Source organism: Cryobacterium sp. 10S3, assembly GCF_034344045.1.
Taxonomy (GTDB): domain Bacteria; phylum Actinomycetota; class Actinomycetes; order Actinomycetales; family Microbacteriaceae; genus Cryobacterium; species Cryobacterium glucosi.
Genome location: NZ_CP133773.1, coordinates 3,847,149 through 3,868,818, shown reverse-complemented (window position 1 = coordinate 3,868,818; position 21,670 = coordinate 3,847,149). Strand labels below are relative to the sequence as shown.

Genomic DNA, 21,670 nt, shown 5'->3' with positions numbered 1-21,670 from the left:
GGGTTCACGGCCCGCCCGGGTTCACGGCCCGGTCACGCGGATGCCGCGCCACCGGGTGACCTCGGCCGGTCCGGTTGCGCCGACCCCGGCCAGGGTGTCCCGGAAGCGCAGCAGGTTCGGCTCCGCCGACCCGTCCATCAGGCGGGCGGTGGCCTGGTAGCTCGTAAGGGAATGCGCAGGCAATGCCTGCCCTGCCGGCGCCTCACCGGCGGCGAACGCCCTGCTGCGCACGAGGACCCGGTCGTCGACCCCTGGCGGCATGCCGCCGAACGCCGGAACGATGTCGTCGGTGTGCTCGACGGTGACGGCCTCCACCCCGGCCGGAATGGAGAGCGCTGCCGTCGGGCCGCCGAAGGAGGCGACACCGACGGTGTTGAATTCTCCGGACTCCGCGAGCTGGACCGCGATCTGACCGCCGAGGGAGTGCCCGACCGGGAGCACCGGGTCCTGCGGCTGGACACCGGCGGCGTGCATCGCCTCGACGACGGCGCGATACGAACCGGAGGGGCCGAGGTTGCCTGGGCCCGAACCCGCGTCGCCCGCCGCAGCGCCGGCGACATCGCTGGTCAGGTCGAACGGCTGCCCTGTGCCGGTCGGGTCCCACTCCGCGGTGCCGCCGACATAGACGATCCAGGACGGCGGGGAGCCAGCGTTGCCGGCGTAGCGCTCGATCCGGATCTGCGGACCGTCGGCCCTCGCGTCGGGGATCCGCCGCGCGAGCTCCCCGAAACCGTCAGGGGGCAGGGCCGCGAGGACGGCCGGATGCACCGGGCTCCCGGTCTCGGTCACCCGGTGCACGCTCACCGGCGTCTCCACGAGCAGGCCGAACGGACGGACCAGGAGCAGCGCCGCCCCGGCGACGGAGGAGACTCCGAGCAGGCCGAGTCCCTCGTCGCCCAGTTCGAGTGCTGCGGGAAACGGCAACCCGAGCGCGCCGACGGCCGCGTCGTCGGCGGAGGACACGAGCACGCGCACCGCGGCGACGACGGCCGGGTCGCTCAACACTCCCGGGTTCGCCTGGAACCAGGCCGCGACCTCCGCCAGGCTCCCTCCGGCCACAGAGTCGCCGAAGAGCGCCCGGCTCACGAGGCCGCCGAGGACGAAGGCCGCGAGGTTCGGCAGCGCACCGAGGATCATCAGCGGGGCTGCACGCCCCACGAGGTAGCCGAGCCACGCTCCCGCGACGCCGCTCGCCCGCTCGACCACCCGTTCGACGCGCCCGTATCCTTCCGCGGCCGTCAGGAGCGCGTCGGCGAGCGCCCTGCTCCGCTCACTGATGTCGGCGAGCACGGTGTCGGTCCGCAGGATGCCGAGGCCCGGGTCGGCGTCCGTCCAGCGCACAGCCGGGGTCGGCGAGGACTCGAGCGCCCGGATCCGGGCGAGCCGGGCGCGCCAGGACTCGGATTCCGTCTGGAGCGCCCGGAGCACGGCCGCCTCGGCGAGAACGGCGTCCGTCGCGACGAGGGTTCCACCACCGCCGGAGATCAGTAGTCCCTCGCCGGACCCCGGCCCCCTCACTCCGACCAGCCTCCGGGGGTCGCCCGGGCTCCGCCCGGTGCCTGCGGCACCAACGTCGTCGCAGCGGCCGCTGCCGTCACCTCCTCGGCCGCGAGTTGAGCCTTCACACTGTCGATCCGCGCGAGCACCGCCGTGAGGGTCTCCTCGATGCTCCGCTCCGCCCCGGCCAGGAGCGCGGCGAGTTCCCAGCGGCGGTCGAGGTAGGCGCGCTGCGCCTCGGAGCGCCACTCTGCCGGGGCGCCGGCGGGGAGAAGCCGGCGCGCCGCGAGGGCGATGTCGTCGGCCAGGGTGCGCAGCAGCATCCGCTGGTGCCGCAGTTCGGTCAACCGGTCGGTTTCCGGCGGATACTGCCACCACTGCATCGGCCTGCCCTTCCGCGAGGCCGACCCGGCGGGCCCCGACAGACCGATCCTGTGCGCCACTACCCTCCGGAGCGCCCGCCGACGGGAACCTGGGGAAAGCGAAGTCCCCCGAGCAGGTGTGGAGGAGGCGAAAGTGACGGACAATGGAGCCATGACCTTCTCGGCGATCCGCCCCGACGAGGCGACGCCCTTTCGGATCATCTTCGTCTGCACCGGCAACATCTGCCGCTCGCCGATGGCGGAGATCACCCTGCGCGACCTGGTCACCCGGTCCGGGCTCGGCCGGCTGATCTTCACGAGCTCTGCGGGCACCGGCGACTGGCACGTCGGCGAGCAGGCGGATGTCCGCACGGTCGCCGCCCTCAAACGGCAGGGGTACGACGGCAGCCACCATCGCGCCCGCCAGTTCGACCCGGTCTGGTTCAGCGATTACGACCTCGTCGTCGTGCTCGACCGCACCCAGGAGCGCATCCTGCGCAACTGGGCGGTGAGCGACCGGGACAGGAGCAAGGTGCGCCTGCTGCTCAGCTTCGACCAGGAACAGGCGTCCCTGCACGACGTGCCGGACCCGTACTATTCCGACGATGCGTTGTTTGACTCGGTATTGGGCATGATTGAGAAGGCAAACCTCGCGCTCTTCGCGCAACTAGAGCCCGCAATTCGACAGGGAGTCCGATGAGTCCACTACCCCCCCAGGTCCTCAGCCCGCTAGACGGCCGCTACCGGGCCGCCGTCACCGAACTCGGGGAGTACCTGTCGGAGGCCGGACTCAACCGCGCGCGGGTGCACGTCGAGGTCGAGTGGCTGATCACCCTCACCGATCGCAGCCTGTTCGGTTCCACTCCGCTCGACGCCGGACACAAGGCCTCGCTGCGCGCCCTCGTCACCGGCTTCGGCCAGGCCGAGATCGACGAACTCGCCGTTCTCGAGGCCACCACCCGCCACGACGTCAAGGCGGTCGAGTATCTCGTGCGCCGCCGCCTGACCACGCTCGGCCTCGACCGGATCAGCGAGCTCACCCACTTCGCCGCGACGAGCGAGGACATCAACAACCTCGCGTACGCCCTCACCGTGAGCTCCGCCGTGCGCGAGGTCTGGCTGCCCAAGCTCCGCGCGACCATCGGACTGCTCCGGCTGCGCGCCCTCGAATACCGGGCGGATGCGATGCTCGCCCGCACCCACGGCCAGCCGGCAACGCCGACGACCGTCGGCAAGGAGATCGCGGTCTTCGTGTACCGGCTCGAGCGCCTGGCCGCGCAGGTCGAGGCCAACGACTATCTCGGCAAGTTCAGCGGTGCGACCGGAACATTCGCGGCGCACGTCGCCGCGGATCCCACGATCGACTGGCCGGCCGTGTCCCGCGCCTTCGTCGAGGGCCTCGGGCTGACCTGGAACCCGCTCACGACCCAGATCGAATCGCACGACTGGCAGGCCGAGCTGTACTCGAAGGTGTCCCACGTCAACCGGGTGCTGCACAACCTCGCAACGGACGTGTGGACCTACATCTCCCTCGGCTACTTCCGGCAGATCCCTCAGGCCGGCGCGACCGGCTCATCGACGATGCCGCACAAGATCAACCCGATCCGCTTCGAGAACGCCGAGGCGAACCTCGAACTGTCCTCGGCGATCCTCGACTCGCTCGCCGCGACCCTGGTCACCTCGCGCATGCAGCGGGACCTGACCGATTCGACGACCCAGCGCAACATCGGCGTCGGCTTCGGCCACTCCCTGCTCGCCCTCGACAACATCGTGCGCGGGCTCGGCGAGATCGACATCGACAGGGCCCTGCTCGCTCACGATCTCGACGTCAACTGGGAGATCCTCGGCGAGGCCATCCAGACCGTGATCCGGGCGGAGGTCTCGGCCGGCCGGTCGACGATCGCAGACCCGTACGCGCTGCTCAAGGAGCTCACCCGTGGCAAGCGGATCAACCAGGCCGACCTCGTCGCCTTCGTCTCCGGGCTCGAGATCGGGGAGGACGCCCGGGCCCGCCTGCTCGCGTTGACTCCCGCGGCATACGTCGGCCTCGCCGACAGTCTCGTCGACTACCTCGGCTGACCGGCTTAGGGCTGCTGGCCCTTGTCCTGCTCGTCGATGTCGGTCTTTTCGGCGTCGTTGGGCTTGATGTTGAGCACGAGCATCGCGATCACGACGAGCACGACGATGAACGCGATGCCGAACCCGACCAGGGCGAGCAGCGGCTCCCTCGTGCTCATCAGCACGACGAGCCCGAGGAAGAGGGCCATCACGCCGGCGAGGCCGACCAGTTCGAGCGGCTTCAGTACTTCGGAGCGGCTGGGCTTGCGCGGCGTGTTCTGGGTCACTGAGTGTCCGAATCGTTGGGTGCTGCGGGGTGAATCGAGTCGAGGGGGACCTGGGCGGCGCCGGCCGCCACGGCCCACTTGAGTGAGAACGCTGCGATGCCGAGGTAGACCGCGAGCATCACGAGATAGGCGCCGAGCAGGCCGACGGAAACGACGACGTTCGGCGGCAGCACCAGCACAACGATCGCGAACAGCACGGTCGCCGCGCCCATCACGAGCCAGTCACGGTCTGCAGGGTCCCTGCGCCGGGCACGGATGCCGCTCGACAGTTCCAGGAAGCCGGTCACGATGCCCCAGACCGTGACGAGGTAGAGGAAGAAGCCGAGCCCCCCGCCGTGGAAGCCGAGCGCGAGCGCCCCGGCTACGACACCGGCGACGCCCTGCACGAGGAAGGCGCTGCGTTCACGGGAGTCTGCGAGAGTGCGGCGGCTCAGCACGGCGACGGCGACGCCACTCACGAAGGCGAAGGCGCCGAACACCACGAGCCCGAAGTCCGGGGAGTGGTTCGCGGTGAAGGTGATCAGGATGGCCGGGACGACGGCGATCGCAGCGCGCACGAGGGGCACTGTCCAATACCCCGCGGTGCGGTGGTCCGTGCGGGCGTTGTCGGGTGCGTCGGCCATGCGAAGACCCCTTTCCTGCCTGCGGCTTCCTGCCGGTAGCGGATGCTCGTTGTCGGGTAGCGAGACTGGCCAAGTCTACGCGGGCCGGCTCGGAGCATCCGCTCGGTGACAGAGCCTAGAGCGCGTTGACCGCGCCGAGGATCTTGGTGAGGGAATCCTTGGCGTCGCCGAACAAAAGCGTCGTCTTCGGGTCGTAGAGCAACTCGTTCTCGATGCCCGCGAAGCCGGGGCGCATCGAGCGCTTGAGGAAGACGACCTGGCGGGCGTCGCCGACGTCGAGAATCGGCATCCCGTAGATCGGCGAGCCGGGCGAAGTCTTGGCCGCGGGGTTGACCACGTCGTTCGCGCCGACGACGAGGGCGACGTCGGTGTTCTTGAACTCGGGGTTGACCTCGGCCATTTCCTTGAGCGACTCGTACGGAACGTTCGCCTCGGCGAGGAGCACGTTCATGTGCCCCGGCATCCGCCCGGCGACCGGGTGGATCGCGAAGACGACCTCGACGCCCCTGGCCTGCAGGGTCGTTGCGAGTTCGGCGATCGTGTGCTGGCCCTGGGCGACGGCAAGGCCGTAGCCGGGAACGATGACGACCCGCTGGGCGTAGTTGAGCAGCACGGCGACGTCTTCGGGGCTGGAGGACCGGACAGGACGGTCGCTCTGCGTGGTCGAGCCCGCGGTCGAGCCGCCCTTGAAGGCGCCGAACATGATGCCGCTGACTCCGCGGCCCATTGCTGCGGCCATCGCGCGGGTGAGGATCGTGCCGCTTGCACCGACGAGGGTGCCGGCGACGACGAGCAGGAGGTTGCCGATCACGATGCCGGAGGCCGCGACGGCGAGCCCGGTGAATGCGTTCAGCAGGGAGATGACGATGGGCACGTCCGCGCCGCCGACCGGCAGCACGAGCAGGGCGCCGACGACGAGGCCGAGAACGAGCAGCACGACCGCCCAGCCGGCGGCACCGGTCCCGACGACGAAGCCGCCGGTGACGAGCGCCAGGAGGACGATGCCGCCCATGACCCAGGCCAGCCCGGGGAACACGAGCGGGCGGGAGCTGATCAGGCCCTGGAGCTTGCCGACAGTGACGGCGGAGCCGGCGAAGGACACCGCGCCGACGAGCATTGTGAAGACGACGGCGACCCTGGTCCAGCCATTGGCGCTTTCACCGAGCTCGAGCATGGCCACCAGGGCGGCTGCGCCGCCGCCGACGCCGTTGAAGAGGGCGACGAGCTGGGGCATCTGCGTCATCTGCACGCGGCGGGAGATCGGGGCGGCGATGGCCGAACCGACGGCGATGGCCACGATGATGGCGGGGATGTTGTCCATCCGGACCGAGAAGAACACGGTGATGACGGCGAGGAGCGCTCCGGCGGCGCCGATCAGGTTGCCGCGCCGTGCGGTCTTGGGCGAGGACAGCCCGCGGAGGGCGAGGATGAAGCAGACGGCGGAGACCAGGTAGAGGAGCCCGGTCCATTCGGGGCTGAGCAGGCTCATTTGGCGGTGTCCTTCGCGTCGGTGCCGGCCGGTTTGCGGGGGGCGAACATTTTGAGCATCCGGTCGGTGACGACGAAGCCGCCGACGAGGTTCGCTGTCGCGAGGAGCACGGCGAGCAGGGCCACGACCAGCAGCCAGATAGTGGTCGTCTGGCCGGCGACGGTGATCGCGCCGATCAGGATGATGCCGTGAATGGCGTTCGCGCCGCTCATCAGCGGGGTGTGCAGGGTGCTCGAGACCTTCGAGACCACTTCAAAGCCGACGAACACCGCCAGCACCACCACGGTCAACAGGGTGATCGGATCCATCAGTCTTCTCCTTGCAGCGCGGCCTGGGCCGCGAGGGCGGCCTTGGTCGGTTCGTGCGTCACTTCGCCCGAGTGGGTGAGGCATGCGCCGGCGATGACCTCGTCGGTGAAATCGGGGGCGACCGTGCCCTCGCTCGTCATGAGAGCGAGCAGGTTCGCGACGTTCTTGGCGTACAGGCGTGAGGCGTCAGCGGGCATCGTGGATGCCGCGTCCTTCATCCCGACGAGGCTGACGGTTCCGTCCCCGCTCGCGACCGGAACGAGGGTGTCGACGCCGGCGACGACGCCTTCGACGTTTCCGCCGGTTTCGGCGGCGAGGTCGACGATGACGGAGCCGGGCCGCATGCCGGTGACCATGTCGTGCGTCACGAGCAGGGGTGCAGGGCGGCCGGGGATCGCGGCCGTGGTGATGAGGACATCCGCCGCGGCGACGTGGGGGGCGAGGAGCTCGCGCTGGCGGACGGCGCGGTCTTCGCTGAGCTCGCGGGCGTACCCGCCCGCGCCCTCGACGGCATCCAGGTCGAGCGTCACGAAGGTTCCGCCCATCGAGGTGACCTCGTTGGCGGATGCGGGGCGCACGTCGTACGCGGAGACGCGCGCGCCGAGGCGCTTGGCCGTCGCGATCGCCTGCAAGCCCGCGACGCCGGCGCCGAGGACGAGGACGCGCGCGGGCGGGATGGTGCCCGCGGCAGTCATGTACATCGGGAAGAACCGCGGGAAGCGGATGGCCGCCTCGAGGACGACCCGGTAGCCGGCGACGAGGGCCTGCGAGGTCAGGGCGTCCATCGACTGGGCGCGGCTGATGCGCGGCACGAGTTCGAGGGCGAAGGCGGTGACGCCGGCCGCGGCCAGGGCCGTGACGGTCGGGAGTTCGTTTGCGGGGGCCGCGAGTCCGACCGTGACGAGGCCGGAGTGGAGCCTGGCGGCGATCGAGGGGGTGAGCGGTCGCACGTGGCAGTAGACGTCGAGGTCATCGAGCGCGAGCTCGGGGACGACGGTGGCACCGGCATCCGTGTATGAGCGATCGGAGAATCCTGCAGCGATGCCGGCGCCGGCCTCGATCAGGACATCGACACCGAGGCCCCGTAGTTGCTGCACAGTCTCCGGTGTCGCGGCGACACGCCGCTCTCCCTCGATGCGCTCTCGCCCAATGCCAACCTTCACGCGGGTATCTCCTTCGCGGCGGCCAGCCACGAGCAAATCCGGACAACCCGAAAGCTTGCGCGGTTTTACCGCCCTCCCGCTAGCGTACCGGGGAAGAGGGGGTCGTTTTAACGCGGAATCTACGAACCGGGCGCGAGATCGGCGAAGCGCGAATAGTGGCCGTGGAAGGCGACGGTGACGGTTCGCGTCGGACCGTTGCGGTGCTTGGCGACGATCAGGTCGGCTTCGCCGGCGCGGGGGTTGTCCTTTTCATATGCGCTCTCGCGGTGCAGCAGGATGACCATGTCGGCGTCCTGCTCGAGCGAACCGGACTCCCGGAGGTCGGAGATGGCCGGCATCTTGTCCGCACGCTGTTCCGGTCCACGGTTGAGCTGGGAGAGGGCGATCACGGGCACCTGCAGTTCCTTGGCCATGAGCTTGAGAGCTCGGGAGAACTCGCTGACCTCCTGCTGTCGGGACTCGACCTTCTTGCCCGATGTCATCAGCTGCAGGTAGTCGATGATGACCATTTTGAGTCCGACGCGCTGCTTGAGCCTGCGGCACTTGGCCCTGATCTCGACGAGGGTCATGTTGGGGCTGTCGTCGATGTAGAGCGGGGCGTCGTTGATGCGTCCGCGGGTGGCCGCGATGGTTGTCCAGTCGCGCGCGTCGACCGTGCCCTTGCGCATGCTCTGCAGGGGCACGGATGCCTCGGCAGAGAGCAGGCGCATCGCGATTTCGCTGCGGCCCATTTCGAGGGAGAAGAAGATGCTCGGCATGTCGTGCTTGATCGAGGCCGAGCGCGCGAAGTCGAGCGCGAGCGTCGACTTTCCGAGGGCAGGACGTGCCGCGACGATGATGAGCTGGCCGGGGTGGAAACCGTTGGTGAGCTCGTCCATGTCCGCGAAGCCGGTCGGCACGCCGGTCATCTGGCCGTCTTTGCCTTTGGCGGCTTCAATCTCGTCGATTGCCGCCGTCACGGCGTCGGTGAGCGGCACGTAGTCTTCGGTCTCTGTGCTGCCGGTGACGGCGTAGATCTCGGCCTGGGCGTTGTTGACGAGGTCGAGCACCTCGCCTTCGCCCGAGTACCCCATCTGGGCGATGCGGGTCCCGGCCTCGACGAGGCGGCGCAGCAGGGCCCGCTCGGCGACGATGGAGGAGTAGAAGCCCGCGTTGGCGGCGGTCGGGACGAGGCTCGTGAGCGTGTGCAGGTAGTCTGCGCCGCCGGCTCGGGAGAGTTCGCCGAGTTTGGTGAGTTCGTCGGTGACGGCGATGACGTCCGTCGGCTCACCCTGCGCATAGAGCGACAGGATCGCATCGAAGATCAGCTCGTGCTTCGGGATGTAGAAGTCCGCGGCGCGAACGGTCTCGACGACGTCTGCGACGGCGTCCTTGCTGAGCATCATGCCGCCGAGCGCGCTCTGTTCGGCCAGGAGATCGTGGGGGAGCGTTCGTTCGGTGTGCCGGGTCTCTGTGCCGTTGCGCAGATCGGTACCGCGTTTGTCCGCCAGACCCAGGTGTGCGATCGACAACCGTGCCTCCTCTGTCCGTGGTGATGTTCTATCAGGGACCGCCGACACCATCGGACGATTCCGGCACACCTCGAAATCCGGCCGCGTGCCCACCATACGGACCGGTTTCCGCTGGAAACAAACCACCCTGTGGATAACACTGTGCAGAATGAGGGCGAAACGCCGCGAGGCTTGTGCACAACCTGTGGACTCGGCTGTGGACAACTAATCTTCTTTGAAAATTTAATGCACTTTGATCAGGCATAAATTCTATTCACAGCTGTGGGTAAAAAGCTGGTTCAAGTACACCTTGAACGTTGGTGCCCAGAAGAAATCCTGTGTACAAATGTGGGGATTCATCAACTGAAATCACCCTCGAAAGGGGTGGCTGGAGCCTTAAACGAGCCTAGCGGCGGACTCCGGTGGGAGTCCGCCGCTAGGCCGGCAGTGTGACTGCTTACTTGGCAGCAACCACCACGAGGGTGATGGTGGCGCTCAGTTCGTCGCGAAGACGAACCGTTGCCTGGTGCTCGCCGACGGACTTGATCGGGCTGAGCTCGATCTTGCGCTTGTCGATGGCACCGAGGCCTGCAGCGGCGACGGCTTCGGCAACATCCGTGGTCTTGACGGAGCCGAAGAGGCGTCCGCCCGTTCCGGCCTTGACGACCAGACGGACCTTGGTGTTCTCGATGGTTGCCTTCAGGGCCTGGGCCTCTTCGAGCGTGGCGTGCTCACGGGCGACACGAGCAGCCTTGATCTGTTCGATCTGCTTCTCGCCTCCGCGGGTCCAGGAAACGGCCCAGCCCTGCGGGAAGAGGTAGTTACGGGCGAACCCGTTCTTGACCTCGACGATGTCGCCGGGTGCACCGAGGCCGGAGACCTCGTGCGTCAGAATGATTTTCGACATTTGGCTACCTACCTGCCTGAGCCGGCGTAGGGCAACAACGCCATTTCGCGGGCGTTCTTGACGGCACGGGCGATGAGGCGCTGTTCCTGGACGGAGACACCGGTGATACGACGGGCGCGGATCTTTCCACGCTCGGAGATGAACTTGCGCAGGGTGGGGACATCTTTGTAATCGATGACACCAACCCGGATCGACTTCGCGGGAGCGGCATTCTTGCCACCCTTAGCTCCGCGGAGCGGCTTGCGGCGGTCGCCGCTCGACTTTCCAGCCATGATTTCCTTACTTTCTTAAGAAGTGCGTTTCAGCCTGACGGCGCCGGAGCGCCGCGATCGGCTAGAAGGGTGTCTCGTCGCTGAAGTTGCCCGGGGTGTTCCACACGTCGCCACCGGTGTTCACGGCGGCGGGAGGAGTGGCTGCCCAGGGCTCGTCGTTCCCGGCCGCTGCGGAGTTACCGCCGCGCGGGGAGGAGGACGATGCAGCGCGAGTGAGCGAAGCAGTGGCGTACTTGAGCGAAGGACCGATATCGTCGATTTCGAGCTCGAAGCTTGTGCGCTTCTCGCCTTCCTTCGTTTCATAGGAACGCTGCTTGAGCCGCCCAGTAGCGACGACACGAGAACCCTTGGTCAGTGAACCGGCGACGTGCTCGGCGAATTCACGCCAAACGCTCGCGCGCAGGAACAATGCGTCGCCATCTTTCCACTCGTTGGCTGCGCGATCGAAATTGCGCGGAGTGGATGCGATGGTGAAGTTGGCAACCGCCAGCCCGCCCTGCGTGTAACGCAGTTCCGGATCGCTGGTCAGGTTGCCCACCACGGTGATTACGGTCTCGCCGGCCATGGGCTACTTGTCGCTTGCCTTGTCGGCGGTGTCGACGGCTGCTGCGGGAGCCGGTGTGGCGACCGCTGCGGGCTTGGCGACTGCTGCCGGGGTGGCGACCGCTGCCGGGGCTGCAGGAGCTGCCGGGGCTGCGGCCTTGACGGCTGCTGCGGCGGGAGCCGATGCGGGCTTGACAGACGCGGCGACCTTGGCGGTCGGGGCGGCTGCGGCTTCGGCCTTCGCGGCAATGACCTTCGGGTTGGCTGCCTTGCGGGCTGCCTTCTCGGCGGCGAGCTTGCTCGCGACGGCAACCTGGGCGATGCCTTCTTCTGCGCGGAGAACCTTGGTGCGCATGACGGCTTCCGACAGCTTCAGCTGGCGGTCGAGCTCGGCCGTGGCAGAAGCGTTCGCGGTGAAGTCGACGACGGCGTAGATGCCTTCGGACTTCTTGTTGATCTCGTAAGCGAGACGGCGGCGACCCCAAACGTCAACCTTGTCAATCGTTCCACCATCGTTGCGAACAACGTTGAGGAACTTGTCAAGGCTGGGAGCTACGGTGCGCTCATCGATCTCGGGATCGAGGATAACCATCAACTCGTACTGATGCATGACTAACCCACCTCCTTCGGACTAAACGGCTGCAGAATCTCTGCAACAGGAGGGTTGTGCATGTGCTGAAGGCGGAGGCCGGGAATCCGGCGCGCAGACAACCTGCCCAGACTACTCGATGAGGCGACCAAAAGCCACCACAGCGCCGCGGCGCCCTCCACGCCGTCTGTGTTCACGTCAGTCCGAGCATGCCGGGACGCGCGTGGACCGTGCAGCCGGAAGCAGCGCTTGTGGAGAAGTGCGCACATCCGCCCCTGTTGAGGAGTGGTTACTGGCCGTGTCCCGCCCACCACGCCTGAAGGCGGCGCGTTGCCTCCTCGACACCGAGGGGGCCGTCGTCGAGGCGCTGTTCGAGGAGGAAACGGTAGGCCTCGCCGACCTCCCTGCCCGGTTTCACGCCGAGGATCGCCATGATCTGCTCTCCGTCGAGGTCTGGCCGCACTGCGGCCATCTCCTCCTGCTCGGCGAGTTCGCGAATGCGCTGCTCGAGGTCGTCGTATGCGAAGCCCAGCCGGTCGGCCTTACGCCGGTTGCGGGTGGTCACGTCGGCCCTGGTGAGGATGTGCAGCCGTTCGAGCTGGTCGCCGGCGTCGCGCACATAGCGGCGCACGGCCGAATCCGTCCAGGCTCCCTCGGTGTACCCGAAGAAGCGCAGGTGGAGCTCGATCAGCCGGGAGACGGCCGCGATCGTGTCGTTGTCGAAGCGCAGCGCACGCAGGCGCTTCTTCGCGAGCTTGGCGCCCACCACGTCGTGGTGGTAGAAACTCACGATTCCGCCTGGCTCGAGCTTCCGGGTCGCCGGCTTCCCGATGTCGTGGAACAGGGCGGCGAGCCGCACGATCAGGTCCGGTCCGCCCGGGAAGCTCTCCCGGGACTTCTCGTAGCCGATCGCCTGGTCGAGCACGGTGAGGGTGTGCTGGTAGACGTCCTTGTGGTGGTGGTGCTCGTCGACCTCGAGGCGCAGCGCCGGAATCTCCGGCAGGACGATGTCGAGCAGGCCGGAGTCAACCAGCAGCTCGAGGCCGCCGTGCGGGTTGTCCGAGAGGAGCAGCTTGCAGAGCTCTTCGCAGACCCGTTCCGCCGAGATATTGCGGATGCTCGACGCCATCGCGTCCATCGCGATCGCGGTGTCGAGGTCGAGGGTGAAACCGAGTTGGGCGGTGAACCTGGCGGCACGCATCATCCGCAGCGGGTCGTCGCCGAAGGAGATCTCCGGCGAGATCGGCGTCCGCAGGACCCCGGCCATGAGGTCGCCGATGCCGTTCGCCGGGTCGACCAGGGTGAGCCCGGGAAGGCGCAACGCCATCGCGTTGACCGTGAAGTCCCGGCGGAGAAGGTCGTCCTCCAGGCTCAGCCCGAATACGACCTCCGGCTTCCTGGTCACCCCGTCGTAGCTGTCCGCCCGGTAGGTGGTGATCTCCACGGTCTCGCCGGCGACCTTCGCCCCGATGGTCCCGAAGGCCCGGCCGATATCCCACTGCGCCTCGGAGATCGGGGTGACGATCTCGAGGATCTGCTCCGGGGTCGCATCCGTCGTGAAATCGAGGTCGTGCAGGGTCCGGCCCAGGAACGCGTCGCGCACCGGACCGCCGACGAGGGCAAGCTCGTGGCCCGCAGCCTCGAAGGCCAGGGCCAGGCGGGATACGGAAGGAGTGGCAGCCAGGTCGCCCAGCCGCGTGAGGGCTGTCGCGACGCTCTGCATGCCCCCCATGTTAGTTCCTGGTCGCCGGCGCGGGAGCCGCAGACCGGTTACTCAGGGCGCACGCCGTAGAATCCCCTATATGGTGGCCGAGTCAAGTACTGCGCGTCGGCCCGCGCACCCGACAGCGGCGAGCGGCCGCTGGTCGCACCTCAGGGTCCCCGTCTCCGCCCTCCTGATCGGCATCCTCGCCGGACTGCTTCCCCTGGCTTCGTCCGGCTTCATTCCCGGCGCGCCCACCAGCGCGGCCGCCGCCGCGACGGCGACTCCGACGCCGACGCCGACAGCGGATGCTGCGACGACGGACCAGGTCACGGTGACGGTCGCCCCCGTCTCGCTGGCGCCCCTGCGGTCAGGTCAGGACCTCGCGGTCACCGTAAGGATCACCAACGGCAGCGCCGAAACCATCACCCCCGGCACGATCGAGCTCTACCTCGCCGAACGGGCACTGACCAGTCGCAGCGCACTCACCGCCTGGCTGCATCCCACCAAGACGGGCAAGCCCGGCGACCTGATGCTGCGTTCGGCACTTCCGGCCGCCATCCCGCCAGCGGGAACGGCGACCGTCGCCATCTCGGTGCCCTCCGCGGACGTCGGCCTCACCTCGGGCAACGCGTGGGGCGCCCGCGGCATCTCGGCCACGATCACCGAGGACGGGTCCGTCCTCGCCCAGGGGCGGGGCACCTTCGTCTGGTATTCCAACGAGGTCGTCACCCCGGTGGCCCTCGCTGTCGTGATGCCGATCACGGTGCCGGAGCAGACCGAGGGTCTCATCCCGGCGAAATCACTCGAAACCTACACCGCGCCGGGCGGCAGGCTGAGCCGGCAGCTCGACGGCGTGATCAACCGCGACGTGACGATTGCGATCGATCCGATGATCATCGCGTCGATCCGTATCCTCGGCAACACGGCACCGGCGAGTGCCGTGGCCTGGCTCGGTCGCCTCGGTCAGGCGAAGAACGATATATTCCCGCTCGGCTATGCGGATGCCGACCTCACCCTTCAGGCCCAGGCCGCTGCCGGCACCCTCCTGGTTCCCCTCTCATTCGACCAGTCGATCAACGCCTCGGATTTCACCTCCCCGACACCGGCACCGACACCATCAACATCAACTCCGACACCGACCCCGACTCCGACGGCAACCGGCAGCGCCCCTGCCGGCCTGACCGACACGACGACCGACACGACGACCGACACCGCGACTCCGACTCCACCCCCGACCTCAGCACCCGTGATCACTCCGGGCACAGTCCCCACGAGCGAGCAACTCCTGGCCTGGAATTACACGGCAACGGACATCGGCTGGCCGCTGACGGGCACGGTCTCGGCCGCCGACCTCGATGTCTTCACGGCGGGCGGCCTCTCGAGCCTCATCCTCGGCGGGGCAAACACCGCGCAGTCTGACCTCACCGAGACCCCCAACGCGAACGTGGTCCTGGCCGGTGGGCATGGAAACGCCCTGGTCACCGACGAACCCATCTCTGCAGCGCTCCGGACGGCGGCCACCGCGACGACGGATAGCGACTGGCAGGTGGCGATGGCCGAGCTGAGCTCCCAGATCGCGGTGGTCTCCGCCGAACGTCCCGCGACCGTGCGCACACTCCTCGCCACGTTCGACCGTGACCCCGTGCCGGGTGGAGTCCGGTTGAGCGAAACCCTCGCGGCCCTTTCGGGCCTGGGCTGGCGTGCACCGGCGACCGTGGCCGCCGCACGTGCGGCGTCGCCGGCCACGGACGTGAGCTTCCAGTCCCAGGCGGTGTCCGATGCCCGCATCCTCACGGCGCGCACTCTGCTGCACCGTGAAGGTGAGGTGACGGCGTTCTCGACGGCACTCTCCAAACCGCTCGCCATCACCGCCACCCAGCGACTGACGACGCTCGCGCTGCTGTCGACGAGCTGGGCGCAGGATACGGGTGCCTGGAGCGAGGCCGTCGACTCGAGCCTCGCGGACTCCTCTGTACTGCTCTCCTCGATCAGCGTGTCCACGAAGGGTCCGATCAACGTCGTCGGCAGTCAGGTCGACATCCCGATCACCCTCGACAACGCCCTCGGGCAGTCCGTGACGGTGAAAGTCCAGGTCGTCCCGTCCAACGGCCGACTCATCGTCGGCGGCGATGTCATCGAGGCGACGATCGAGGCGTCCTCGGCCAGGACCGTCAAGGTCCCCGTGACGGCCGCTGTCGGGAATGGTGCGGTCACGCTGCGGATCACCCTCTTCTCCCCGGACGGTTCCGTCGTCGGCCAGCCCAGTCAGATTCCGATCAACGTGCGTGCGGACTGGGAGGGCCTCGGTTCGCTCATCTTCGCCGCCCTGCTCGTGCTCTTCTTCGGATTCGGGCTCTGGAGAAACGTGCAGCGCCGCCGCCGGGAACGTACTGCGGTCGCGCAGGCGACAGATGCCCCTGTGGACGCCCCTGTCGATGCCCCCGTCGATCCCCCGGTCGTGCCGCGTGGCTAGCATCGGGCGCGCGAGCGCATTCCTCGCCTCGGGCACGATCGTCTCCCGCATCCTGGGATTCGTGAAGGTCATCGTCCTCGCCGGCGTGATCGGCCTGTACGGCACGAGCGCCGACGCGTTCGCGCTCGCCAATCAGCTCCCGAACACCGTCTACACGATCGTCGCAGGCGGAGTCCTCACCGCGGTCCTCGTCCCCCAGATCGTCAGGGCCGGACTCCACGTCGACGGCGGCACCGCGTACATCAACAAGCTGCTGACCCTGGCGCTCAGCATCCTCGCGGTCACCACGCTCGCCGCAACACTCCTGGTCCCGGTCATCACGCCCTTCATCGGCCTGCACCTGCCTCCAGCGCAGTTGGACCTCGCCATCGCCTTCGCTTATTGGTGCATGCCGCAGATCTTCTTCTACGGCCTGTACACGGTTCTGGGGGAAGTGCTCAATGCGAGAAAGTCGTTCGGACCGTTCACCTGGGTTCCGGTTCTCAACAACGTGGTTGCCCTGGCCGGAATCGTCGTCTTCGCCCTCGTGGCCGGGGCCGACCCCAACGGTGATCGCACGGCGAGCGACTTCACCCCGGGCATGGTCGCACTGCTGGGCGGCACCGCCACGCTCGGCGTCGTCGCGCAGGCCGTCGTGCTCTTCTATTTCTGGCGTCGGATCGGACTTCACTTCCGCCCCGACTTCCACTTCCGCGGGGTCGGGCTCGGCGCCGCCGGCAAGACCGCGAGCTGGACCTTCGGCATGCTCCTGCTCAGCACGGCCGCCGGGATCGTCGAAACCCAGGTCGTCACCCAGGCCACGGGCAAGGCGTCCGTCGCCGTGCTCGCAACAGCCTGGCTCATCTTCATGCTCCCGCACTCGGTCATCACCGTTTCCGTGGCCACCGCCTACTTCACCGGCATGAGCGAGCATGCCTCCCGCGGTGACGTTGCGAAGCTCAGAACGGATGCCTCGTCGGCTATACGAGGCACGTCACTCCTGATCGTGCTCGCGTCGACGGTCATCCTGGTCTGCGCCTACCCGTTCGCGGCGGTTTTCACCCAGGGGAAGTTCGAGCAGGTGCAGGGCACCGGGAACGTCATCATCGCCTACATTCTCGGCCTCGTCGCCTTCTGCGTGCTCTTCGTCCTGCAACGCACGTTCTACGCGCTCGGCGACACCCGCACCCCGTTCTTCTTCACCCTGTTCCAGGTCATCCTCGTCGTGACCGGAGTGCTCGCGTGCTCGCTGCTGCCCCCGGCCTGGATCGCCGTCGGCATCGCACTCGTCGTGACGGTCTCCGGAATCCTGCAAACGATCCTGGCCGGCCATTTGTTGCGGCGTCGTCTGGGCGGTCTCGACGGCCGTCGTATCCTGCGGAGCCTCGTCCGGTACCTGGTCGCCGCGATTCTTCCCCTCATCATCGGCCTCGGAATCCTCCTGCTCCTCGGCGGCACTCACGAGGGCGGCTTCGCCGTCTCCGGACGGCTCGAGGCCATCCTTTCGATGCTCATCATCGGCGGCGTGATGTCGCTCGCCTACTTCGGAATGCTGCTGCTCATGCGCAGCGATGAACTCAGGGTCTTCCTGGTGCCGCTGATCAACCGGTTCCGCCCGCGCGGCACGAACTAGTCCGGCACGCCACCAGCAAGGTGGTCCCCGGGCCGGGCACACTGGCAACCGGCCGTGAACGCAGGCCCCCGGCTGGGAGGCGCGGAATAGCATCCGATTAGGATGTGTTGTACCCGGCAGCGAGGCAGCCACACCTGCCCTGCCCCCACTGCGAAGGAGTCTACGCGTGCGTCAGATCATCATCATCGGCTCCGGCCCTGCCGGATTCACGGCCGCCATTTACGCCGCGCGCGCCAACCTCAAACCGCTCCTCATCGCGAGCTCGGTCGAGGCAGGCGGCGAGCTGATGAACACGACCGAGGTCGAGAACTTCCCCGGCTTCCCCGAGGGTGTCCAGGGCCCCGACCTCATGCAGAAGATGCAGGAGCAGGCCGAACGCTTCGGCACCGAGGTCGTCTACGACGACGTCACCGAACTCGACCTCACCGGCGCGGTCAAGACCGTCACGCTCGGTTCCGGCGAGACCCACGAGGCCCTGACCGTGATCTTCGCGACCGGTTCCGCCTACCGCAAGCTCGGTCTCGAAGACGAAGAGCGCCTCTCGGGGCGCGGCGTCTCCTGGTGTGCGACCTGCGACGGCTTCTTCTTCAAAGAGAAGGAGATTGCCGTGATCGGCGGCGGCGACTCCGCCATGGAGGAAGCCACCTTCCTCACCCGGTTCGCGAGCAAGGTCTACGTTGTGCACCGCAAGGACACCCTGCGCGCCTCCAAGATCATGCAGGATCGCGCCTTCGCCAACCCGAAGATCGAGTTCGTCTGGAACTCGACGGTCTCCGGCATCACGGGCACGGATGCCGTCGACGGCCTGGTTCTGCGCGACACGGTTTCCGGCGCCGAAAGCATCCTTCCCGTCGGAGGGGTCTTCGTCGCCATCGGCAATGACCCGCGCACCCACCTCGTCCACAAGCAGCTCGATCTCACGACGGACGGCACGATCGCCGTCGCTGGACGATCCTCCCTGACCAGCCAGGCGGGCGTCTTCGCCGCCGGCGACGTCATCGACCCGCACTACCGCCAGGCCGTGACCGCGGCCGCCTCCGGCACCGTGGCTGCGCTCGACGCGGAGCACTACCTCGCTTCCCTCCCCGCGGAACTGCTGGCCAGCGCCGGCGACTCCACATTCGCAACAGCCACCAACTAAGGAGCACACATGTCCGCACGCGCCGTTACCGACGCGACTTTCGACCAGGAAGTCATCAACAACGAGAAGACCGTCCTCGTGGACTTCTGGGCGGAATGGTGTGGCCCCTGCCGCGCCGTCAGCCCCATCCTGGACCAGATCGCCGCAGAGCACGCCGACAAGCTCGACATCGTCAAGCTCAACGTCGACGACTTCCCCGCCCTCGCCGCGAAATACCAGATCACGTCGATCCCGGCCATGAAGGTGTTCCAGAAGGGCGAGGTCGTCAAGACCGTCATCGGCGCCAAGCCGAAGGTCGTCCTCGTTTCCGACCTGGCCGCATACCTGGCCTAGAGGCCCTCTCCCCGCTTCGGTCGGTTTCACGTGAAACACCGGACGTAGAGATGAACGAAGCCCGCCCGGCACCGTCGGGCGGGCTTCGTCGTATCCGGGTGGGCCTACGATTGAACCCTCACCAGAACGGATGTGACGTGACTGCACAGGGCTCTTCCCAGGCCGGTAACAACCTCGACCCGTGGTACCACCACTACGCCGAGCGAGCCGCCGGGCTGCGGGCCTCCGAGGTGCGGGCCCTCTTCGCCGTCGCCTCCCGCCCCGAGGTCGTCTCACTGGCCGGGGGAATGCCGTTCGTGGCAGCGCTGCCCCCGGACCTCGTGGTCAACGCCATGGAGCGGGTCATGCGTGAGCAGGGTCCCGTCGCCCTGCAATACGGCTCCGGCCAGGGAGTACCCGCTCTCCGCGAACAGATCCTCGAGGTCATGGCCCTCGAAGGCATCCGCGCCCATGCCGACGATGTCGTCGTGACCACCGGCTCGCAGCACGCCCTCGAACTCGTCAGCAAACTCTTTCTCGATCCCGGTGACGTTGTGATCTCCGAGGGACCGAGTTACGTGACTGCCATGGTCATCTTCAAGTCGTACCAGGCCGAGGTCGACCATGTTCCCATGGACGAACACGGTCTCATCCCTGAAGCCCTGCGTGAGCACATCCAGCAGCTCCGTGTTGCAGGCAAGACCATCAAGTTCCTGTACACGATCCCGAACTTCCACAACCCGGCCGGGGTCACGCTGAGCTGGGAACGGCGTATCGAAATTCTCGAGATCTGCCGCGCCAACAACATCCTCGTCCTCGAAGACAACCCGTACGGCCTGCTCTACTTCGACAAGCCGGCACCGGATGCGATGCGCTCCCTCGAACAGGACGGCGTCGTCTACCTCGGCACCTTCTCCAAAACCCTCGCTCCGGGTTTCCGGGTGGGTTGGGCCCTCGCACCCCACGCGATCAGGGAAAAGCTGGTGCTCGCGAACGAGGCCGCCGTTCTGTCGCCGAGCTCGTTCAGCCAACTCGTGATCTCGGAGTACCTGGCCACTGCCGATTGGAAGGGCCAGATCAACACCTTCCGAGGCGTGTACCACGAGCGCAAGGACGCCCTGCTGAATGCACTGGACGAGTACCTGCCCGAACTCACCTGGACGAATCCCAATGGCGGATTCTATGTCTGGGTCACCCTGCCGCAGCTGCTCAATTCCAAGGCTATGCTCCCGCGCGCCGTCAAGGAGCTCGTCGCGTACACGCCGGGAACCGCTTTCTTCGCCGACGGCGACGGCCAGCAGAACATCCGCCTGTCGTTCTGCTATCCCACCCCTGCCGAGATCCGGGTCGGCGTCCGTCGCCTCGCGACCGTCGTCCGCGATGAGCTCGACCTTCTCGAAACGTTCGCCGGAACCGGCTCGCTCGATCCGCTCCGCACACCCGGTCGCTTCAACCCGCTGCCGACCGACATCTCCTAGCCCACGAACCACCCCCAAGCGATTAGCAAGGAATCCCTGATCATGACCGATATTTCTCCCCTCGCGATCATCGTTCTCGCCGGCGGAATCTCGCATGAGCGCGATATCTCGCTCCGTTCGGGGCGTCGGGTCGCGGACGCGCTCACCGGCCTCGGCCACAAGGTCACCCTCCTCGACCCGCAGGCGGGACTCCTGCTCGACCTCACCACCCGGGCCCCCGATGTCATCTTCCCGGTCGTGCACGGAGCCACCGGGGAAGACGGCGCGCTCCTCTCGCTCCTGGAGACGACGGGTATCCCCCACGTCGGCTCCCGCGGAGGTCCGGCGAGCCTCGCCTGGACGAAGCCCACGGCCAAGGAACTCGTCCGACGCGCCGGGTTCGCGACACCGAACTGGATTGCCCTCTCCAAAGAGACCTTCCGGGACCTCGGAGCGGCGAGCGTTCTCGAGCATCTCCTGACGGCACTTCCCACTCCCCTTGTCGTGAAGCCATCCCAGGGTGGATCCGCGCAGGGTGTCACCATCGTCGAGACCGCGGCCGAGCTTCCGCGGGCCATGGTCGAGGCCTACACCTACAACTCGGTGGCCCTCGTCGAAGAAAAGGTACGCGGCACCGAACTCGCCGTCACTGTCATCGACTCCGGACTCGGTCCGGTCGCCCTCCCCGCCGTCGAGATCGTGCCCGTCAACGGCGTCTACAGCTTCGAGGCCCGCTACAACGCCGGCGAGACCCTCTTCTACGCACCAGCGCGCATCACCGCGGACATCGCCACTCTCGTCGCCCAGACGGCTGTCGATATTCACACGCTGCTCGGACTCCGGCACATCTCCCGGATCGACCTGATCGTCGACGAAGAAGGCGTTGTCTGGTTCCTCGAAGCCAACGTGCTCCCCGGGCTCACGGAAACCTCCCTGGTCCCCCAGTCCATCGAAGCGTCGGGTGCGACGCTCGGCGACGTCTACGAGTCACTCGCGCGAGCCGCGGTCGCGACCGTCGACTGACTTCGATCCGACAAGATCGTCCATTTCTCCCGAAAATCAGCCCCTTTGGGGCGCGAATCGGACATTCCCGGAGCGCCGGAATCGGCTTAGGATGCCTTCTGAAGACCTGAGATCACGCAGAACCGGCGTTCCCACTCGTCTTTCCTGACAACGTTTCACGTGAAACACTCGCGCCAGAAATGACGGGAGGCAGAAAATCCGCGCAAGAGCACGTTTCACGTGAAACATGCGCTGCATTCTGCACACCCCACAGGCACGCTGGTGATTCACCCTGCACGGCGGTGGCCCCTTGAGACACCGGTTACATAGAGAATGGCTTGAGTCTAACGCTATGTTTCACGTGAAACATACCTGGGGTT

The 21,670-nt window shown here is 67.2% G+C and carries 20 protein-coding genes and 1 pseudogene; 8 read left to right on the top strand and 13 right to left on the bottom strand.

All coding sequences use genetic code 11. The features are described 5' to 3' along the window. Window positions 1-21: 21 nt before the first annotated feature. Window positions 22-1,518 (bottom strand): hypothetical protein, encoded by a 1,497-nt coding sequence (locus tag RHM57_RS17910; RefSeq protein WP_134448514.1) that lies wholly within the window; start codon window positions 1,516-1,518, stop codon window positions 22-24. Further along, on the bottom strand, window positions 1,515-1,880 hold the full coding sequence (locus tag RHM57_RS17905) for a hypothetical protein (RefSeq protein WP_322136859.1): 366 nt from the start codon (window positions 1,878-1,880) through the stop codon (window positions 1,515-1,517). The genes RHM57_RS17910 and RHM57_RS17905 overlap by 4 nt, the downstream gene beginning before the upstream one ends. Before the next feature lie 151 nt (window positions 1,881-2,031). On the opposite strand from RHM57_RS17905, the gene RHM57_RS17900 reads away from it, so the two are divergent. Both RHM57_RS17900 and purB read left to right on the top strand, forming a co-directional pair. Next, entirely contained in the window at window positions 2,032-2,559 is a 528-nt protein-coding gene (locus tag RHM57_RS17900) for a low molecular weight protein-tyrosine-phosphatase (RefSeq protein WP_134558160.1), read from the top strand. Then, window positions 2,556-3,938, top strand: a complete 1,383-nt coding sequence (purB, locus tag RHM57_RS17895) for an adenylosuccinate lyase (RefSeq protein WP_134558128.1) — start codon at window positions 2,556-2,558, stop codon at window positions 3,936-3,938. The genes RHM57_RS17900 and purB overlap by 4 nt, the downstream gene beginning before the upstream one ends. Window positions 3,939-3,943: 5 nt before the next feature. Here the strand turns inward: purB and RHM57_RS17890 are convergent, their stop codons facing one another. From RHM57_RS17890 to RHM57_RS17840, 11 genes and pseudogenes are all read right to left on the bottom strand, one after another. Then, window positions 3,944-4,204 carry a hypothetical protein gene (locus RHM57_RS17890; RefSeq protein ID WP_134448521.1) on the bottom strand — a complete coding sequence of 87 codons (261 nt, stop codon included), beginning with the start codon at window positions 4,202-4,204 and terminating at the stop codon, window positions 3,944-3,946. Then, a complete protein-coding gene (locus RHM57_RS17885; protein WP_134448523.1) occupies window positions 4,201-4,827 on the bottom strand; it encodes a DUF308 domain-containing protein in 627 nt (208 codons plus the stop codon). The genes RHM57_RS17890 and RHM57_RS17885 overlap by 4 nt, the downstream gene beginning before the upstream one ends. Window positions 4,828-4,942: 115 nt before the next feature. After that, a complete protein-coding gene (locus RHM57_RS17880) occupies window positions 4,943-6,316 on the bottom strand; it encodes an NAD(P)(+) transhydrogenase (Re/Si-specific) subunit beta (protein ID WP_134448525.1) in 1,374 nt (457 codons plus the stop codon). Further along, a complete protein-coding gene (locus tag RHM57_RS17875) occupies window positions 6,313-6,624 on the bottom strand; it encodes an NAD(P) transhydrogenase subunit alpha (protein WP_134448527.1) in 312 nt (103 codons plus the stop codon). The genes RHM57_RS17880 and RHM57_RS17875 overlap by 4 nt, the downstream gene beginning before the upstream one ends. Continuing rightward, a complete protein-coding gene (locus RHM57_RS17870; RefSeq protein ID WP_322189031.1) occupies window positions 6,624-7,787 on the bottom strand; it encodes a Re/Si-specific NAD(P)(+) transhydrogenase subunit alpha in 1,164 nt (387 codons plus the stop codon). Before RHM57_RS17870 ends, RHM57_RS17875 begins: the two co-directional genes overlap by 1 nt. A gap of 119 nt (window positions 7,788-7,906) precedes the next feature. Next, window positions 7,907-9,298 carry a replicative DNA helicase gene (gene dnaB / locus RHM57_RS17865; protein WP_134448531.1) on the bottom strand — a complete coding sequence of 464 codons (1,392 nt, stop codon included), beginning with the start codon at window positions 9,296-9,298 and terminating at the stop codon, window positions 7,907-7,909. Window positions 9,299-9,734: 436 nt separating this feature from the next. Beyond that, window positions 9,735-10,184 (bottom strand): 50S ribosomal protein L9, encoded by a 450-nt coding sequence (gene rplI / locus RHM57_RS17860; RefSeq protein WP_134448533.1) that lies wholly within the window; start codon window positions 10,182-10,184, stop codon window positions 9,735-9,737. A gap of 8 nt (window positions 10,185-10,192) precedes the next feature. After that, window positions 10,193-10,456: a 30S ribosomal protein S18 gene (gene rpsR, locus RHM57_RS17855; protein WP_035835236.1), complete on the bottom strand. Its 264-nt coding sequence runs from the start codon at window positions 10,454-10,456 to the stop codon at window positions 10,193-10,195. 61 nt (window positions 10,457-10,517) lie between these two features. After that, the gene (locus RHM57_RS17850; RefSeq protein WP_134448535.1) at window positions 10,518-11,021 is read right to left on the bottom strand and encodes a single-stranded DNA-binding protein; all 504 of its coding nucleotides are present in this window, start codon (window positions 11,019-11,021) and stop codon (window positions 10,518-10,520) included. 219 nt (window positions 11,022-11,240) lie between these two features. Next, window positions 11,241-11,609: pseudogene (gene rpsF, locus RHM57_RS17845) on the bottom strand (30S ribosomal protein S6); the annotation flags it as partial. Between the two features lie 268 nt (window positions 11,610-11,877). Further along, a complete protein-coding gene (locus tag RHM57_RS17840) occupies window positions 11,878-13,311 on the bottom strand; it encodes a CCA tRNA nucleotidyltransferase (RefSeq protein WP_134558159.1) in 1,434 nt (477 codons plus the stop codon). Window positions 13,312-13,390: 79 nt separating this feature from the next. On the opposite strand from RHM57_RS17840, the gene RHM57_RS17835 reads away from it, so the two are divergent. The 6 genes from RHM57_RS17835 (at window position 13,391) to RHM57_RS17810 (ending at window position 21,311) form a co-directional block, all read left to right on the top strand. Next, window positions 13,391-15,766, top strand: a complete 2,376-nt coding sequence (locus tag RHM57_RS17835; RefSeq protein ID WP_322189028.1) for a DUF6049 family protein — start codon at window positions 13,391-13,393, stop codon at window positions 15,764-15,766. Then, the gene (murJ, locus tag RHM57_RS17830; RefSeq protein ID WP_134448541.1) at window positions 15,759-17,378 is read left to right on the top strand and encodes a murein biosynthesis integral membrane protein MurJ; all 1,620 of its coding nucleotides are present in this window, start codon (window positions 15,759-15,761) and stop codon (window positions 17,376-17,378) included. Before RHM57_RS17835 ends, murJ begins: the two co-directional genes overlap by 8 nt. Window positions 17,379-17,544: 166 nt before the next feature. Next, on the top strand, window positions 17,545-18,519 hold the full coding sequence (trxB, locus tag RHM57_RS17825; RefSeq protein ID WP_134558124.1) for a thioredoxin-disulfide reductase: 975 nt from the start codon (window positions 17,545-17,547) through the stop codon (window positions 18,517-18,519). A 9-nt stretch (window positions 18,520-18,528) separates the two neighbouring features. Beyond that, complete coding sequence (gene trxA, locus RHM57_RS17820; protein WP_134448545.1) at window positions 18,529-18,852, top strand: thioredoxin; 324 nt, start codon at window positions 18,529-18,531, stop codon at window positions 18,850-18,852. 137 nt (window positions 18,853-18,989) lie between these two features. Then, entirely contained in the window at window positions 18,990-20,309 is a 1,320-nt protein-coding gene (locus tag RHM57_RS17815; RefSeq protein ID WP_134448547.1) for a PLP-dependent aminotransferase family protein, read from the top strand. Between the two features lie 42 nt (window positions 20,310-20,351). Continuing rightward, the gene (locus RHM57_RS17810; RefSeq protein WP_322136865.1) at window positions 20,352-21,311 is read left to right on the top strand and encodes a D-alanine--D-alanine ligase; all 960 of its coding nucleotides are present in this window, start codon (window positions 20,352-20,354) and stop codon (window positions 21,309-21,311) included. The last annotated feature ends 359 nt before the right edge of the window (window positions 21,312-21,670 follow it).